The sequence below is a fragment of the uncultured Methylovirgula sp. genome (assembly GCF_947646745.1).
Lineage (GTDB): Bacteria > Pseudomonadota > Alphaproteobacteria > Rhizobiales > Beijerinckiaceae > Methylovirgula.
In genome coordinates, this window is the sequence record NZ_CANSHK010000005.1 from 23,777 (window position 1) to 39,587 (window position 15,811).

The window sequence follows — 15,811 nt, forward strand, 5'->3', positions numbered from 1 at the left end:
GAGGGTGGCGCCGTTTCAGCCTGCGCCCCCATGAACGAGCCAATTTTCTTTCGCCCTGCGATTCGCCCGAGCCTCGCCGAGGTCATCGCTTGGACCGGCGCCGCTCCGGGTGCGCCGGCCGATCTCGGCGGGCTCTTCGTCGAGAATGTCGCGCCGCTCGATGAGGCGGGGCCGGGCTCGCTTGCCTTCTTCGACAATCCCAAAGATCTCGCCGACCTCGTCGCCACTCATGCGATGGCCTGTTTCGTCGCGCCGCGTTTTGCGCCTCGGGTGCCGCGCGGAACCTTAGCCCTGGTCACGCCGACGCCGGCGCGGGACTTTACCCGCGTGCTGGCACAGCTCTATCCCGACGCTCTGAGTCCGGGCACGATGTTCGACTCGAAAGGGGAAAGCCCCGGCGCCGACATCCATCCCGAGGCGCGGCTCGAGCCTGACGTGATCGTCGATCCGGGTGTCGTCGTCGGCCCGCGAGCCGAGGTGGGCACCGGCAGCATGATCGGTGCCAATGCGGTCATCGGTCCGAATGTCCGGATCGGGCGCGGCTGTGCGATCGGTCCGGGCGTGGTTATCGCCAATGCGCTGATCGGCAACCGCGTGATCATTCACGCCGGGGCCAAAATCGGCCAAGACGGTTTCGGCTACATCGCCGGTGCGCATGGACATATGAAGGTGGCGCAGATTGGCCGGGTGATCATCCAGGACGATGTCGAGATCGGCGCCAATGCCACGATCGACCGCGGCACGACACACGACACGGTCATCGGCGAAGGCACCAAGATCGATAACCTGGTCCAGATCGGCCATAATGTCCGCATTGGCCGCCACTGCCTGATCGCAGCACAAGCCGGCATTTCCGGTTCGACGGAACTTGGCGATTTCGTCGGCGTCGGCGGTCAGGCGGGCTTTGCCGGTAATCTTGAAATTGGCAATGGCGCTCAGATCACCGCGCAATCGGGTGTCGTCAGCGATTTGCGGCCCGCAGCGCATGTGGGCGGCACGCCGGCGCGGGCGTTTCGCGCCTGGCTGCGCGGCGAAGCCTGGCTTGCGCGCGAGGCCCGACGCCGGCATAGGCATGCGTCAACCGGAGTGAAGCCAGCCAATGGATGAGAAGGTGGCGAGCGTTCTTGAGACCTATGATATCGAGCGGCTTTTGAAGCTGCTGCCGCATCGCTATCCATTTTTGCTCGTCGACCGCATCATCGAGGCGAGGGGCGATGAGTCCTGTATTGGCATTAAGAACGTCAGCGCCAATGAGCCGCAGTTCCAGGGTCATTTTCCCGAACGCCCGGTCATGCCCGGCGTGCTGATGATCGAGGGCATGGCGCAGACCGCGGGCGCACTGTGCATCAATGCGGTGGCCGGCGGGCAGAAGCCGCCGCTCGTCTATTTCATGACAATCGAAAAGGCCAAGTTCCGCAAGCCCGTGCTGCCCGGCGATCGGATCGAATATCACATGAGGAAGCTCAATCAGCGCCGCACGATCTGGTGGTACAGCGGCCGCGCACTGGTCGATGGCGTACTCGTCTGCGAGGCAGAGATCTCCGCCATGCTCGTGCTCGACGAGCCGGCCAAAGAGAAGTGAACGGACGCCGGAGCGGCGGCCGTCCGGCGCGCTCAATTCAGGCTCGAGACCTTCGCCTCCTGCGCAATGCCGACCCAGACGTTGGGGTTTTGCTGCGACTGACGTTTCAGGAAATGATAGCCGGTCGCGTCCCACGGACGGATGTCGTCGCGCAGATTGTCGAGAATGAATTCGCCACGGTCGGTCTTGACGGTCAGGATCGTGTGGCCCTCGCCGTTGAGGTCACGGACGATCGTCATCAGCAGCGCCTGGCGCGGCAGACCGGCATCCATCAGGATCTTGCGCTTCCACAGTGCGTAGATCTTGCAGTCGCCTTTGCCGTCCTTGGGATAATCCCAATGATCGAGCAGCGTGCCCCAATGGTCGAAATTGGAGATCGGCACGATGGTGCGGTTCACATGAAGATTGACTTTGTTCAGCATGCGCCAGACGGCCGGCGTCAGGTCGAGATCGACGGCCGGCAGGGCCGGCTGATTGCATTCCTGCGGTTCACGGCCGCAGAAATCGACCCAGCCATAGGGCACCGAAGTCGGCCCGTTCAGCGTCGCGGTGCTCGCCCGCAGCTCATGCGTGCCTGCGTTTTGCGCATAGGCAAAGCTCACACCCGCGAGGATAAGGGTGACCGACAAAGCTTGCGCGATCTTGTTAAAGCCCATTCCATTGCCCCAGCCAAAGGCGCGGCGTGTCCCGCGTTTGCAGGGGCGAATGTGCCCGGCGGCCCTTTGCCGCGGTCGCAAAAGAAAAGTTCGAATTTTATCGATCTGGGGGTTTTTTCCGCCCCGGGCCTATCTTGGTAAACGAAACGCGACATGCGCCGAGACCCATGCCGCCTTGGCGTGGGCTTCGCCGGAACATCGCGCGGCACGGACGTCCGGGCGCCCAGCGCGAAGCAGCAACAGCGGGGAAGGGTGAAATGATCAAAGCAGTCGTCGTGCATCAGGTCGGCGGACCAGGCGTCATGCATCTCGAGGAAATCGAAATGCCGAAGCCGGGCGCGGGCGAAGCGCTGGTGCGCAACCATGCGATCGGGCTCAATTACATCGACACGTATTTCAGATCCGGCCTCTATCCGGCGCAGGTGCCGTTCGTCCCCGGCAGCGAGGCCGCCGGCGAAGTGATTCAAATCGGCAAGGGCGTGAAGGATGTGAAGGTCGGCGACCGCGTCGCCTATCTCACGCCCCTTGGCGGCTATGCCGAAGCCCAAACCGTCAAGGCGAGCCGTCTCATCAAATTGCCCAAGGCGATTTCCTACGAGACCGGCGCCGCGATGCTTTTGAAAGGGCTCACCGCGCACTATCTTTTGCGCCGCACCTACAAGGTCAAGAAGGGCGACACGATCCTTGTCCATGCGGCGGCGGGCGGCACGGGCCTTATCCTTTGCCAATGGGGCAAGGCGCTCGGCGCGCATGTCATCGGCACGGTCGGCTCGGCCGAGAAGGCCAAATTGGCCAAAAAGGCCGGCGCCAGGAACACGATCCTTTATCGCGAGGAAAATTTCGTCGAGGCCGTGAAGACGATCACCAAAGGCAAGCTCTGCGACGTCGTCTATGACGGCATCGGCAAGGACACTTATCCCGCTTCGCTCGATTGCCTGCGGCCGTTTGGTCTCTTGGTCAGTTTCGGCGCGTCCTCGGGCCCGGTCGAAGCTTTCAATCTCGGGCTCCTGTCGCAGAAAGGGTCACTCTATGTCACGCGGCCGTCGCTCAATACATACACCGCGAAGGACGAGGATCTGCACAAAATGGCCCGCGACCTCATCCGCGTCGTCTCCGACGGGACGGTGAAAATCCCCTTTGTCACCCGGCCGCTTTCCGAGATCGTGGCCGCACATCAGGCACTCGAATCGCGCGCGACGACCGGCGCAACCGTGCTGATCCCTTAAAGCCTGTGCGAAAAACGAAATGGCCGGGCGAAACCCGGCCATTCTTAATCTGCGGAGCCATGAAGCGGCCGCTCACATGCCCTTCAGGTGCTTGTTGCACTCGCTCCAATAGCCGCCGCCCTTTTCGATCCATTTCAGATTGCCGTTGGCGCCGGTTGCTTTGTTGGCGCGGTATTGGTCCGCGCAGGTCTTCAGGCGCGCGCGGCCGGCACTGAGTTTGGCATATTGCGGCGAAACGGCCGTCGGGAAGACGACGTTGGCCGAGCTCATAGGCGGCGTCGCCGACGGCGCGCCGGCCTGGTTGTTGTTGCCGCCCTGCCACCAATGTTTCTTCTTCTTCTCCGTCGGGGCCGCTTCTGTCGTGCTCGCCGGGGGCGGAGCGGAGGTCGTCGTTGTCGCGGACGGGGCAGCCGGTGCGGGCGCCGCGGCGCTACCGCCGCCTTTCAGCTCGGCCGCGCATTGCTTGTAGAACTGGTTCCAGGTCTCGCCATTGAGCGAATTCGCAGCCTTCGCGGCCTGATACTTGACGCTGCACTGTTTCTGAATGGATTCCGCTTGCGCCGTTCCGCCGAAGGCGAGAGCGGCGGCGACGGCGAAGCCGGCAACCGCGACGGCCGGACGCCAAACATGATTCGACATCAATTCCTCCTGGTGATGGGCGCGTCAGCGAGGCGCCGCGGGAAACCGCTTTGACCTATGGCGTGCAGATAAGTTCTCGGCGATGAACTTTGCCTGAACGTTCCGGCTCGGCTAACTGCCGATGGCGTCGCGCACGCATTTTTTGGTGAAGCTCGTCTTCGCGGCGCCATGCAGCTTCTTGTCTTCCGCGTTCATGTCGCACATGCCCTTTGCGTCGCGCTCGCATTTCTTCATAAAGCTCGTATAGGCCGCGCCGGCGAGTTTCTTTTCCGCCGCGCGCGAATGACACGTCGACATTTGCGCCATGGCGGCGCCGGTGCAAAGCGAGAGTGCCAAAGCAAGCGAGAAGATTTTCGTCATGGTGAGTTCCCCGCGATCCTTGTGAACCGATAGGGGAATCTAGGCGGCGTCAAAGCGCCCGGTCAATCGCGATCGCTTGCCCCCTGTGCCGTGTCGCACGCGATTAACTTTGTTGCTTCGCAGCGAGGCGCGCTATGAGGCTCGATGTGTCCCAGCGGCCGCCGCCCATGGTCTGGATTTCGGCATAGAACTGATCGACCAGCGCCGCCGCCGGCAGGCTCGCGCCATTGCCGCGCGCCTCATCCAGGCAGATGGCGAGGTCCTTGCGCATCCAATCGACGGCAAAGCCGAAGTCGAACTGGCCGGCGAGCATGGTCTTGGTACGGTTCTCCATCTGCCAAGACTGCGCCGCTCCTTTCGAGATGACGTCAATGACGGCTTGCATATCAAGGCCGGCACGGCGGCCGAAGTCGAGCGCCTCGGCAAGCCCCTGGACCACACCGGCGATGCAGATCTGATTGACCATTTTGGTCAATTGCCCAGCACCGGCCGAACCGATCAGCCGGACGGTGCGGGCATAGCTCGTGATGACCGGCTCGGCCTCGGCGTAGACCTCGGCGTCGCCGCCGCACATCACACTTAAGCTGCCTTTCTGCGCGCCCGCCTCGCCACCGGAGACCGGTGCATCGAGAAAGCCGAAGCCGGCTTGTTTTGCCGCCGCATAGAGTTCGCGCGCGATCTTGGCGGACGCTGTGGTGTGATCGACGAAGATCGCGCCAGGCTTCATCGCGCCGAAAGCGCCCTGCGGGCCGAGGGTCACGGCGCGCAGATCATCGTCATTGCCGACACAGGCAAAAACGATCGCCTGCTCCTGCGCCGCGGCGCGCGGCGTCTCGGCGAGCCGACCGCCATTCTCCGCGATCCAGGCCTCCGCGCGCTTTCGCGTACGGTTATAGACGGTGACGTCGTGACCCTTTTCTTTCAGATGACGGGCCATGTTGTGGCCCATGACGCCGAGCCCGATGAATGCGACTTTCGTCATAATTGATCCCCTTTGGCCGATCCGGCCAATCCTTTTCGCGGCCGCGCTGCGTGCCGAGAGGGGCTGAGCTTTAGGACGAAAAACGCGGCGGGGCCAGAAAAGCCGCGCGTGCGTCGGCGGACAGACGCGGTGCGCGCGGAATTTTGAACTCAGCGCGAGACGATGGGCGCCGGGGCCGGCTCTGCCTTGCGCAGTCCGCCGAGCCGCGGGCGCGAAGCGAAATGCGTGATCTTGCGAAAGGCGGCGAAAGCCTGCGGGTTCTTTTTGATCGCGAGCTTGAGGCGCGAGCAAAACGCTTGGCGCACGGCGAGGACGGCGCCCTTAGGCCCGAGCGGCATCACCAGATCGAACAGCGGAACGGTCGTGTCGCAATAGGTTTCCTTGTACCGCCCCTCGCCGATGCCGAGATCGAAGCTCGCGCGCCCCAGTCTGCATTGTGCCGCCACAAGCTTCATCAGAAGAAGATCGCCGGGGCTCGATTTCGAGATGACGGGATCGCCGTCGAAGGAATTGACCATCGCGCTGAAGCGGCCGGAATGCGCCGCCCCGACATAAGTCGCGATGACCCGGCCGCCGAGCGATAATCCGTAGAGCTCGAGCCAAGGCTTTCCGGCCGCCGTCTTCTGGCGGCTGAGACGATCGAAGAACGCGCGCATGGCCGGCGTGGCAAGATCCGAGGTGATCGACTTTTCCTCGCAACGCCGGATTTTATCGGTAAAAAACGCGTCGAGGATCTTGCGCGCGTCATCCGGGTCGTCGCCGGTGATCAAAGCCAATTGACCGATTTCGGCGAGCCGTGCCTCCTTCTTGCGCAGCTTCTTGCGTGTGTCTTTCGAGAGTTTGGTCTCGAGGAACGCCGCAGCGTCGTCTGCAAGCTTCGTCGCATAGGCGAAGCTTGGACTCTGGCGGCGCGGCAGAAGCGCGAAGGGGTTCTGGGTTCTGTTCCAGTCGTAAGGCTGATTTTTGAGGATGAAGACATCCGGCGCATCAGCGCCTGCGGCTTTGGCAGCGTCGCGCAGCAGGCGGCGCAAATCCGAGGCACGAAAATTCACCCCGGGCCGGAACAGTCCGAGGTTGAAATTTGCTTCCTTATCGCCGAGAAACGAGGCGGTGCGAAACCAGCCGAATTGGCGCAAGCCGAGGCAGAGCAGAGCCGTGGCGCGACCGAGCGAATCTCTCGCGACGACGAAGAACGGCGTGATCTTGCGCGCCGCGCCGAGAGTTGCGAGCCAAGGCAGGACGAAGGCGCGCGTCTGGTAGATAGAGGCCGGGGCGAGCCTTTCGAGTTCGGCCCAATCCGCGGCAATCGCGTCGATGTCGCGATGGACTTCGACTTTGACAAAAGCCCGGCTCGTCAGCTCTTCCTCGATCGGAAGGCGACGTGCGACAGGCGGTGAAATAAACCCAATGACATTCGGCAAGGTACGCGCCCCACATCAACCTGATACGAAACGCTAGCAACGAAAGGTCAACGCTATCTTGCCAGAATAACAAGGTTTCTTGGGAGTGGCATGGGGTCGTTTTGAAAAACCGAATAATTTCTTCGGGTTTTGGTTTTTTTCGGCGGACCGGGCTGCACCGGCTTGCGGCCCCTTTTACGCGTGGCGCAGGGGCCATTCTGATGTTCCATCAGGTGCGTCCTTGGGCCGAGCGCGGCTTCGCCCCAAACCGGCTTTTGGAAATTACGCCTGGTTTCCTCGATGCCGTCATCGTGCGGCTAAAAGCTCTCGGCTTTGTGATCGTTGATATCGACCGCGCGTTAACCATGATTGGCGAGGGCGCCGAGAAGCCCTTCGCCGTTTTGACCTTCGACGATGGCTACAAGGACACGCGCGACTTCGCTCTACCGATTCTCGAAAAGCATAGCGCGCCGTTTACCATGTATGCGACGACCGGTTTTGCCGAGCGCACGGCGCGGCTTTGGTGGGTTGAGCTTGAAGAGGCGATCGCGCGTCTGCCGCATATCCGCATTGCGGGCTTCGATCTCCCGGCAGCGAGCGCGGCCGAAAAGAATGCCGCCTTCGCGACGCTATATGCCAATCTGATCGCGGGCTCGGAAAAGCGCTTGCTTGCGACCGTTGCGGACCTCGTCCGCGCTGCGGGGATCGATGCGCGGTCTATCCCCGACAATCTCTGTCTCGACTGGGCTGGTATCGAGGCGATGTCCCGCCATGAGCTTTGCACAATTGGCGTGCATACGCTTACCCATCCGCGGCTTGGTAAATTGGACGAGGCGGAGATGCGCCGCGAGCTCGCCGACAGCTGTGCTTCGATCGAGGCGCATATCGGCCGGCCGGCCGTTCACCTTGCTTATCCGGTCGGCAATCCGATCGCCGCCGGCGCGCGCGAATTTCAAGCTGCGGTCGAGCTTGGCTTCAAAAGTGCCGTGACGACACGACCGGGCATGATCTTTCCAGCGCATGACGCGCGCCGCACAGCGCTCCCGCGGCTTTCGATCAATGGCCATTGGCAGTCGCTCGATTTTGTTGAAATCCTGCTTTCCGGCGCGCCCTTCGCGGTTTGGAACAGGGGCAGGCTGGTGGCCTAGCCGGCGGAGCGTCGGATTGTCCCGGTTCCCGCTTTCGGTTTGAGCCCTATAATTAAGTCTTCTATCGCTTCGATGAGCGTCTTCTTTCTTCTGATCCAGAAAAAAGAAGGGAATACCGCCGATCGGCGCCGCGCCCATCTGATTCAAACGATCAATCCGGGACCGAATCGACCATGGGGAGTCAGTGCGCCGTTTTGATGCCGACGCTCAATGCCCAGCGCTATTTGGCGGAGGCTATCGAAAGCATTCTGGATCAGTCCTTGACGGCATTCGATCTGCTGATCCTCGACGGCGGATCGGACGATGCCACTTTGGACATCGCCAAGGCGCTGCAAAGACGCGACACGCGCATCAGCATCATTTCAACGCCGGGAACAAGTCCGTCGCGCCGGATCAACGAGGCGCTCGACACTCTGAGCCATGATTATCTGGTGATGGCGCATGCCGACGATGTCAGCGTGCGCCACCGCCTGGCCAAACAGGTCGCCTTCATGGCCGCCAACCCGGCGCTCGTCATGTCGGGTTCGGACACGCATTTCTGGCTGCATGAGAAAAGCGGCGCGCTCGACATCGATCATTACTCGGGCCGCAAGACCTATCCCGCCGATCACGACGCCATCATGTCCCAGCTGTGCTTTTGGTGGTGTTTCTCGGTCGCCAGCGTGATTTTGAATGGCGCGGCGGTGCGCGCGCTCAAGCTCAGGTTTGACGACAGCTTGAAGACGTGCTCGGACTGGTGGTTCAACTGGCAGGCCGCGCAAGCCGGGATGGTGGCCAATCTGCCGGAGCCGCTCATTGCCTATCGCCACCATCATTCGAGCCATGGGCCGCGCGAACTGTCGCAGATCGCCTTGGAGACGAGGATCGTGCGCGAGCGGATTGCCTGCGCCCTGGATCTATGGCCGACGCTCAGCGAGGACGAGCGCGAGGCTTTTCACTCTCTGTCGATCGAATGCGATGGCGTGAGGTCGATCGGCGATCCCGACGCGACGAAGTCCCTGCTGCTTTCGCTGGCGCCGAAGCTCGGCTGGCCTTTGATCAGCCGCTATTACGACCAGCTCGCAAAGTTTGAGCCTGCCGAGCCGGTCGCCGCGGCCCGTGTCGAGCACGGTTAGGGGGAGGGCTCCGTCAGTCGCGCTCCATCCATTTGATGAGCGGCATCAGCGGGATCACCCAAGCGAGGCCGAGGACGGCGTAAGCGAAAAACTGCACATAGCCGGGGGCATGCTGGATTGCCGGCGCCTGCGCCAGCACCATGACAATTAGCGCGTAGACAAGGACAAAGGCGAGCATTACGACGCTGCCGACGAATTTGCGCTGACTTTTGCGCAACAAATCCTCCAACTCTTCAATTGGCTGATGAGCGTTCTCACTTCCACAAATTCCGCCACAACGAAAGCCATCCCGTCCGATCGCCGCGCGATCCAGGTCTGGCTCTGGTGCGTCGCGGCGCTGATCTTCTGCATGGTCGTCGTTGGCGGCGCAACGCGGCTCACCGAGTCCGGCCTGTCGATTACCGAGTGGCACCCAATCTCCGGCGTCATCCCGCCGCTGAGCCAAGCTGCGTGGGTTCTTGAATTCGATAAATTCAAGCAAATTCCGCAATATAAGGCAATTTTCTCAAATCTCGATTTAAATGGCTTCAAGTTCATTTTCTTTTGGGAATGGAGTCATCGGCTACTCGGCCGGGTGATCGGCCTTGCGGTGGCGCTACCGCTTGTTTTCTTTTGGTGGCGCGGCTCGCTCACGCGCGACTTGAAGTTCAAGCTCGTTGGCCTTCTAGCGCTTGGCGGTCTTCAGGGTTTTGTCGGCTGGTGGATGGTCTCGTCCGGCCTCGTCAACCGGATCGAGGTCGCGCAAGAGCGGCTTGCCATCCACCTGCTGCTGGCGTCGATCACCTTCGCTGCGACGGTGTGGATTGCGGCCTCGCTCGGGGAGGGCAATGCCATGCGCTCGGAGCGCTGGCAGCGGCGCTTTGCCGGCGCGATCGTACTCGTCACTCTTTTGCAGATATTCCTCGGGGCGCTGGTGGCCGGGCTGCGCGCCGGACGCGCCTATAATACCTGGCCATTGATGGACGGGCATTTCGTTCCGGACGTGGTGATGCTGCTTTCCCCTTGGTGGCGCAATTTCGTCGATAATATCGCAACGGTGCAGTTCCAGCACCGCATGGTCGCCTATACTTTGCTGGCACTTGCCGTCGTTCAAGCGATCGTGACCGTGCGCGCCGCGCCCGGCAGCCGGGCGGCGAAGCGGACGACCCATTTCGCCGGCCTCGTCACGCTGCAGGCAGGGCTCGGCATCGTCACGCTGTTGCTGGTCGTGCCGCTTTGGGCGGGCCTCGTGCATCAGGCTTTTGCGATGCTCGTGCTGCTGGCCAGCGTGCGTTATCTGCAAGGCTTGGCGGCCGGCAAAGACAAGGCTTCGGCGCGCCCCTAAACCGGTGGCAGCGAAAGCCGCGTGATCTCGATCTTGGGGCAACGGTCCATCACGGCCGTGATGCCCGCCGCGTTCGCCTTAGCCGCGGCTGCGTCATTGACCACGCCGAGCTGCATCCAGATCACCTTCGGTCGCGGCCGCAGCGCCAGCGCCTCATCCACCACGCTGCCGGCCGCCTGGGAATTGCGGAAAATATCGACCATGTCGATGGCGAACGGCACGTCGGCGAGGCGGCCATAGACCGGCGCGTCATGGATCGTCTGCCCGGCGAGCCCCGGATTGACGCCAACCGCGCGATAGCCGTGCCTCAACAGAAAACCAAAGACGACATGAGAATCGCGTCCTGGATTGGCGGAGAGGCCGACGAGCGCGATCGTGCGCACGCTCCGGAGAATGGCACGGATGTCATCGTCGGCGACGGCGTTATGAGGTATCATATTACCACATTATCAAGAGGATTGTTTTTTCGTCAATTTCGGCGCTATTCCAATTGACGAACTGAGCTTCGCCGCGTAGAAGCACCGGCTTCGGCAATTCTAATCGTCGAGAGCGGGATTTTCGCGAAAAACCGGGTATCCACTTTTTCGCGTCCCGCTCTGCCCCATCAAACGAGTCTAATATGTTCGGCAAAACCCATTCGACCAAGACGGCCGATGTCCAGAAAAACTGGATTTTGATCGACGCCAAGGGCCTCGTCGTCGGCCGGCTGGCCACGCTCATCGCGCTCCGGCTGCGCGGCAAGCACAAGGCGAGCTTTACGCCGCATATCGACGACGGCGACAACATCATTGTCATCAATGCGGAGAAAGTGGTCTTCACTGGCCGCAAATACGATGACAAGGTCTATCACCATTACACCGGCTTCCAGGGCGGCATCAAAGAGCGTTCGGCGAAGTTCATCCTTCAGGGCCGCTTTCCCGAGCGCGTCATCGAGAAGGCGGTGGAGCGCATGCTTCCGCGTGGCCCGCTCGGCCGCAAGCAGCTCGGCAATCTGCGCGTCTATAAAGGCGCGGAGCATCCGCACGCGGCGCAGAACCCGGTGACGCTCGACGTCGCCAGCCTCAATCGCAAGAATGCAAGGAGCGCCTGACAATGGCGGAGACCCTTTCCTCGCTGCAGGATTTGGCGGCAGCGAATGTCGAGGCGCAACCCGCCGCGCCCATCTATGTGCAGAAGCTCGATAAGCAGGGCCGCGCCTACGCTACCGGCAAGCGCAAGGATGCCGTCGCGCGCGTCTGGATCAAGCCCGGCACCGGCAAGGTGACGGTCAATGACCGGCCGCTCGAAGTCTATTTCGCCCGGCCGGTGCTGCGGATGATCCTGCAGCAGCCGCTTGGCGTCGCCAAGCGCAATGGCCAGTATGACGTGACTGTGAGCGTCGCCGGCGGCGGCCTCTCGGGTCAAGCGGGCGCGGTGCGTCACGGCCTTGCCAAGGCGCTGACCCATTACGAGCCCGATCTGCGTCCGGTGCTGAAGCACGAAGGCTTCCTGACGCGCGATTCGCGCGCCGTCGAGCGCAAGAAATACGGCAAGAAGAAAGCCCGCCGCAGCTTCCAGTTCTCGAAACGCTGATTATCTTACGGCTTCATGCGGCTGCCATCTGGCGGCCGCATAGAGCTTTGGGGTTTCTTTCGAGGCTGCGAGCATGAACGCACGCGTCTTTATCGACGGGCAATCCGGCACGACGGGCCTGGGCATCCAGGCGCGGCTCGAAGCCGTGCCCGGCGTCGTTCTCGTCGAACTGCCGCCGCAAGAGCGCAAGAATCCGGCGGCCAAGGCCGATATTCTGCGCAGCGTCGATCTCGCCATTCTCTGCCTCCCGAATGCCGCGGCGGAGGAAAGCGTCGCGCTCATCGCTACGCTCGGCAATGCGGCGCCGCGCGTTCTCGATGCTTCGACGGCACACCGGGTTGCGCCCGGCTGGGTCTATGGCTTTCCGGAACTCACGCCGGAGCAGGGCGACAAGATCCGCGGCGCCCAACGCGTCGCCAATCCCGGCTGCTATGCGACGGGCGCCGTCGCGCTGCTGCGGCCGCTCGTCGATGCCGGCCTGATCCCGGCCGATATTCCGCTCTCGATCAATGCCGTTTCCGGCTATTCCGGCGGCGGCAAGACGATGATCGCCGATTTCGAAGCCGGCCGCGCGCCGCATTTCGAGCTTTATGCGCTGGAGCTCGAACACAAACACGTGCCGGAGATCATGGCTTACGGTGGGCTGACGCGGCGGCCGATCTTCGTGCCAAGCGTCGGCAATTTCGCGCAAGGCATGCTCGTCTCGATCCCGCTGTTTCTCGACGAATTGCCGGAAAAGCCGGAGGCGGAGGAATTGGGCGCCGCGCTTGCCGCGCATTATGCCGAGGCCGCCAATATTCGCGTGCTGCGGCCGGACGGCGAGACCACGCTCGAGCCGGAATCGCTCAACGGCAGCAATGATCTCGAATTGCGCGTCTTCGCCAATCCGGCACGGCGACAAGCCGTGCTCGTCGCCAAGCTCGACAATTTGGGCAAGGGCGCCTCGGGTGCGGCGGTCCAGAACCTGCGGCTGATGCTCGGGCTGGACGAATAGGCCAAGGATCAAAGAGAGGTGCCTTGTGCTCCCTGACGGGGTGTGGAACTCTCTGCGCATATGCAAAGGAAAACTTTGTAGTTTTCCTTTGCATATGCTAGACCATGCGCATGAAGCAAAATCCCTTGCGCTCCCGACGCATCCGCATCCCGTTGCTCGCCGGGCGGGCCCCGGCCGTTCAATGGTTCGTCCTCGTTCTCGCATCGCTCATCGCGGTCGCGCTGTTGCAGAGCGTGCATCTGCCGGCGGCGCTGATGCTCGGTGCGATGGTCGGGGCGGTTCTCGTCGCCGCCCAAGAAGGCTCGATCCGCGTGCCGCCGCTTGCCTTCGTCCTCGCCCAGGGCCTTGTCGGCTGCCTCGTGGCGCGGGCGCTAAAACCGTCGATCCTCGGTGAGATCCGTTCCGAGTGGCTTCTTTTCATCATCGCCGTCCTCGTGGTGATTGCCGCAAGCGCCGCGCTCGGCTGGCTTCTTGCCGTGCGGCGTGTGCTGCCCGGGTCGACCGCGCTCTGGGGCTCGTTCCCCGGCGCCGCCACGGTGATGGCGCTCATGGCCGAGGCCTATGGCGCCGACATCCGCCTCGTCGCGCTGATGCAATATCTGCGCGTCGTCTGCGTCGCCTCGACCGCCGCAATCGTCGCAGCGCTGTGGGCGAATGGCGGCGGCCGTCCGCCGCCGGTCGAATGGTTCCCCCCGCTCGCGCCGTGGCCGTTCGCCGAGACGCTGCTGCTCGCTTTCGGCGGCGCGCTGATCGCGCCCAAATTACGCATCCCCGCCGGCTCGCTGCTCCTGCCGCTCGTGCTCGGCGCCGTCCTCAATGGTCGGCATCTGATGACGCTCGAGCTGCCGCCCTGGCTGCTCGCCATCAGCTATGCGGTCGTCGGCTGGAGCATCGGCTTGCGTTTCACCCGCCCGACTCTCGTCTATGCAGCGCGGGCGCTGCCGCGCATCCTGCTGTCCATTTTCGCTCTGATCGCCATCTGCGCTTTGTTCGGATTTATTCTTTCAAAGGCGGCGCATGTCGATCCGCTGACGGCCTATCTCGCGACCAGTCCGGGCGGCGCCGATTCCGTTGCCATCATCGCCGCATCGAGCAAGGTCGATGTCCCGTTTGTGATGGCACTGCAGACGGCGCGTGTCGTTATCGTCCTGCTTATCGGTCCGCGCCTTGCGCGGTTCGTCGCCGAGCGCACCGGATTGGCGGGGAAAGGGCATGAATCCAAAGCTTGAGCATACGCTGGGGACTTGGCTGCGCGGCATCCGCGCCGGCGAAAAACACCTTGCCTTTGCCGATCCGCGCTTCTCAGCCGCGCCGATGACCATTGCGCTGACAAGTTCCGCCTTTATCGGCGGCGGTCCGATGCCGAAACGCTACGCCGGCCCAGGGGCGGGCGACAATATTTCGCCGCCGCTCGGCTGGAGCAATCTGCCGGCGGCGACGCGCGAACTCGTCCTCATCATGCAGGATCCGGATGCGCCGCTGCCGCGGCCGGTGACGCACCTCGCGGTCGCCGGCATTCCGATCGGCTGGACCGGATTGGCCGAAGGCGCGCTTGCGGCGACCGCCGGGCCGCCGCTCGCCTTTGTGCGCGGCACGTTCGGGCGCACGGGCTATGCCGGGCCGCGGCCGATCTCCGGACACGGGCCGCATCGCTACGTGTTCCAGATTTTCGCGCTGAACCGCGGCCTCGCGTTGCCCGCGCTGCCGAAGCTCGATCTGGTGCTCGCCGGCATGGCCGACATGCTGCTCGCGCGCGGCGTTCTCGTCGGCACTTACGAGCGACCGTAAGCCCTCACAAACCCCGCCGCCAGGCGATGACTTCGGCGCGCTGTTCGCCAAGCCCGTCGCCGCCCAATGTCACGACATCGCCGGGCTTCAACCAGACGGGGGGCTTCATACCCATGCCGACGCCGGGCGGCGTGCCGGTGACGATGACATCGCCCGGCTCCAGTACGAAGAAATGCGAGAGATAAGAGACGAGCTTGCGGACATTGAAGATCATCGTCTTGGTATTGCCGGTCTGCCGCCGCTCGCCATTGACGTCGAGCCAGAGAGCGATGCGCTGCGGGTTCGGAATCTCGTCGCGGGTCACAAGCCACGGCCCGAGCGGTCCGAACGTCGGCGCGCCCTTGCCCTTGCCCCATTGGCCGCCGCCGCGATCGATCTGAAAGCCGCGTTCGGACACATCATTGGCGAGGCAATAGCCGGCAACATGATCGAGCGCCGCGCGCTCGCCGATGTAATGGGCGCGCGCGCCGATGACGATCGCAAGCTCGACTTCCCAATCGAGCTTCTCGCTGCCTTTCGGCTGGATGATTGGATCATGCGGTCCGCAGATCGAATTCGCCGCCTTGAAGAAAACGATCGGCTCCTTCGGGATCGGCGCGCCGGCTTCGGCGGCGTGATCGGCGTAGTTCAATCCGATGCCAATAAAATTGCCGGGCCGGGCGATCGGCGCGCCGAGCCGCGGGCGCCCGCGCACCAGCGGAAGACGCGACAGGCGCGTGCGGGCGAGCTTCTCGAGAAATTTGTCGCCAAGATAATCGCCGGCGAAGTCCGGCACGATGGCGCTCACGTCACGGATCTTGCCGTCTTCATCGATGAGGCCGGGCTTTTCTTTGCCTGGCGCGCCGTAACGGACGAGTTTCATTCCTGTTTCCCCCAATGATTCCGGTCTGTTGTTCCATAGACCGCCCGGAGCGGGCCGTCGAGGCCGCCGAACGCGTGCTGGAACGGGCGAACTTGATAGAAAATGTCAAAGGCGCACGCGATACTCGCCTGGAAGCCGGGAAAGCCCAGCAAGTTCGGAGTAG

Annotated in this window: 19 protein-coding genes; 11 read left to right on the top strand and 8 right to left on the bottom strand. The window is 62.8% G+C overall.

Annotated features, from left to right (window positions below):
• Positions 1-30: 30 nt before the first annotated feature.
• Both lpxD and fabZ read left to right on the top strand, forming a co-directional pair.
• Positions 31-1,107 carry a UDP-3-O-(3-hydroxymyristoyl)glucosamine N-acyltransferase gene (gene lpxD, locus Q0025_RS02405; RefSeq protein ID WP_297295661.1) on the top strand — a complete coding sequence of 359 codons (1,077 nt, stop codon included), beginning with the start codon at positions 31-33 and terminating at the stop codon, positions 1,105-1,107.
• Positions 1,100-1,582 carry a 3-hydroxyacyl-ACP dehydratase FabZ gene (gene fabZ, locus Q0025_RS02410; protein WP_297295663.1) on the top strand — a complete coding sequence of 161 codons (483 nt, stop codon included), beginning with the start codon at positions 1,100-1,102 and terminating at the stop codon, positions 1,580-1,582. The genes lpxD and fabZ overlap by 8 nt, the downstream gene beginning before the upstream one ends.
• A gap of 32 nt (positions 1,583-1,614) precedes the next feature.
• Here the strand turns inward: fabZ and Q0025_RS02415 are convergent, their stop codons facing one another.
• Positions 1,615-2,238: a transglutaminase-like cysteine peptidase gene (locus Q0025_RS02415; RefSeq protein ID WP_297295666.1), complete on the bottom strand. Its 624-nt coding sequence runs from the start codon at positions 2,236-2,238 to the stop codon at positions 1,615-1,617.
• 257 nt (positions 2,239-2,495) lie between these two features.
• Between Q0025_RS02415 and Q0025_RS02420 the strand changes: the two genes are divergently transcribed.
• Complete coding sequence (locus Q0025_RS02420) at positions 2,496-3,464, top strand: quinone oxidoreductase (RefSeq protein WP_297295667.1); 969 nt, start codon at positions 2,496-2,498, stop codon at positions 3,462-3,464.
• 72 nt (positions 3,465-3,536) lie between these two features.
• Here Q0025_RS02420 and Q0025_RS02425 read toward each other — a convergent pair whose 3' ends face one another.
• The 4 genes from Q0025_RS02425 to Q0025_RS02440 form a co-directional block, all read right to left on the bottom strand.
• Positions 3,537-4,103, bottom strand: coding sequence for a hypothetical protein (locus Q0025_RS02425; RefSeq protein ID WP_297295669.1), 567 nt, complete (start codon positions 4,101-4,103; stop codon positions 3,537-3,539).
• A 111-nt stretch (positions 4,104-4,214) separates the two neighbouring features.
• Positions 4,215-4,463, bottom strand: coding sequence for a PsiF family protein (locus Q0025_RS02430; protein WP_297295671.1), 249 nt, complete (start codon positions 4,461-4,463; stop codon positions 4,215-4,217).
• A 103-nt stretch (positions 4,464-4,566) separates the two neighbouring features.
• Complete coding sequence (locus Q0025_RS02435) at positions 4,567-5,445, bottom strand: NAD(P)-dependent oxidoreductase (protein ID WP_297295673.1); 879 nt, start codon at positions 5,443-5,445, stop codon at positions 4,567-4,569.
• Between the two features lie 149 nt (positions 5,446-5,594).
• Positions 5,595-6,866 (bottom strand): GNAT family N-acetyltransferase, encoded by a 1,272-nt coding sequence (locus Q0025_RS02440; protein ID WP_297295675.1) that lies wholly within the window; start codon positions 6,864-6,866, stop codon positions 5,595-5,597.
• 200 nt (positions 6,867-7,066) lie between these two features.
• On the opposite strand from Q0025_RS02440, the gene Q0025_RS02445 reads away from it, so the two are divergent.
• Positions 7,067-7,993: a polysaccharide deacetylase family protein gene (locus tag Q0025_RS02445; protein ID WP_297295677.1), complete on the top strand. Its 927-nt coding sequence runs from the start codon at positions 7,067-7,069 to the stop codon at positions 7,991-7,993.
• A 173-nt stretch (positions 7,994-8,166) separates the two neighbouring features.
• On the top strand, positions 8,167-9,108 hold the full coding sequence (locus Q0025_RS02450; RefSeq protein WP_297295679.1) for a glycosyltransferase: 942 nt from the start codon (positions 8,167-8,169) through the stop codon (positions 9,106-9,108).
• Between the two features lie 13 nt (positions 9,109-9,121).
• Here the strand turns inward: Q0025_RS02450 and Q0025_RS02455 are convergent, their stop codons facing one another.
• Positions 9,122-9,325 (bottom strand): DUF2842 domain-containing protein, encoded by a 204-nt coding sequence (locus Q0025_RS02455; protein WP_297295681.1) that lies wholly within the window; start codon positions 9,323-9,325, stop codon positions 9,122-9,124.
• Positions 9,326-9,352: 27 nt separating this feature from the next.
• Between Q0025_RS02455 and Q0025_RS02460 the strand changes: the two genes are divergently transcribed.
• A complete protein-coding gene (locus Q0025_RS02460) occupies positions 9,353-10,432 on the top strand; it encodes a COX15/CtaA family protein (protein WP_297295683.1) in 1,080 nt (359 codons plus the stop codon).
• Here the strand turns inward: Q0025_RS02460 and Q0025_RS02465 are convergent.
• A complete protein-coding gene (locus Q0025_RS02465; RefSeq protein ID WP_297295685.1) occupies positions 10,429-10,869 on the bottom strand; it encodes a CoA-binding protein in 441 nt (146 codons plus the stop codon). The genes Q0025_RS02460 and Q0025_RS02465 overlap by 4 nt on opposite strands.
• A 182-nt stretch (positions 10,870-11,051) precedes the next feature.
• On the opposite strand from Q0025_RS02465, the gene rplM reads away from it, so the two are divergent.
• The 5 genes from rplM to Q0025_RS02490 all read left to right on the top strand — a co-directional run bounded on the left by rplM (position 11,052) and on the right by Q0025_RS02490 (position 14,786).
• Entirely contained in the window at positions 11,052-11,522 is a 471-nt protein-coding gene (gene rplM, locus Q0025_RS02470) for a 50S ribosomal protein L13 (protein WP_297295687.1), read from the top strand.
• 2 nt (positions 11,523-11,524) lie between these two features.
• On the top strand, positions 11,525-12,004 hold the full coding sequence (gene rpsI, locus Q0025_RS02475) for a 30S ribosomal protein S9 (protein ID WP_297295689.1): 480 nt from the start codon (positions 11,525-11,527) through the stop codon (positions 12,002-12,004).
• Between the two features lie 73 nt (positions 12,005-12,077).
• Positions 12,078-12,998 (top strand): N-acetyl-gamma-glutamyl-phosphate reductase, encoded by a 921-nt coding sequence (gene argC / locus Q0025_RS02480; RefSeq protein WP_297295691.1) that lies wholly within the window; start codon positions 12,078-12,080, stop codon positions 12,996-12,998.
• A gap of 110 nt (positions 12,999-13,108) precedes the next feature.
• Complete coding sequence (locus Q0025_RS02485; RefSeq protein WP_297295693.1) at positions 13,109-14,227, top strand: AbrB family transcriptional regulator; 1,119 nt, start codon at positions 13,109-13,111, stop codon at positions 14,225-14,227.
• The gene (locus Q0025_RS02490; RefSeq protein ID WP_297295695.1) at positions 14,211-14,786 is read left to right on the top strand and encodes a YbhB/YbcL family Raf kinase inhibitor-like protein; all 576 of its coding nucleotides are present in this window, start codon (positions 14,211-14,213) and stop codon (positions 14,784-14,786) included. Before Q0025_RS02485 ends, Q0025_RS02490 begins: the two co-directional genes overlap by 17 nt.
• Before the next feature lie 4 nt (positions 14,787-14,790).
• On the opposite strand, the gene Q0025_RS02495 is transcribed toward Q0025_RS02490, so the two are convergent.
• Positions 14,791-15,648, bottom strand: coding sequence for a fumarylacetoacetate hydrolase family protein (locus Q0025_RS02495; RefSeq protein ID WP_297295697.1), 858 nt, complete (start codon positions 15,646-15,648; stop codon positions 14,791-14,793).
• Positions 15,649-15,811: the final 163 nt, after the last annotated feature.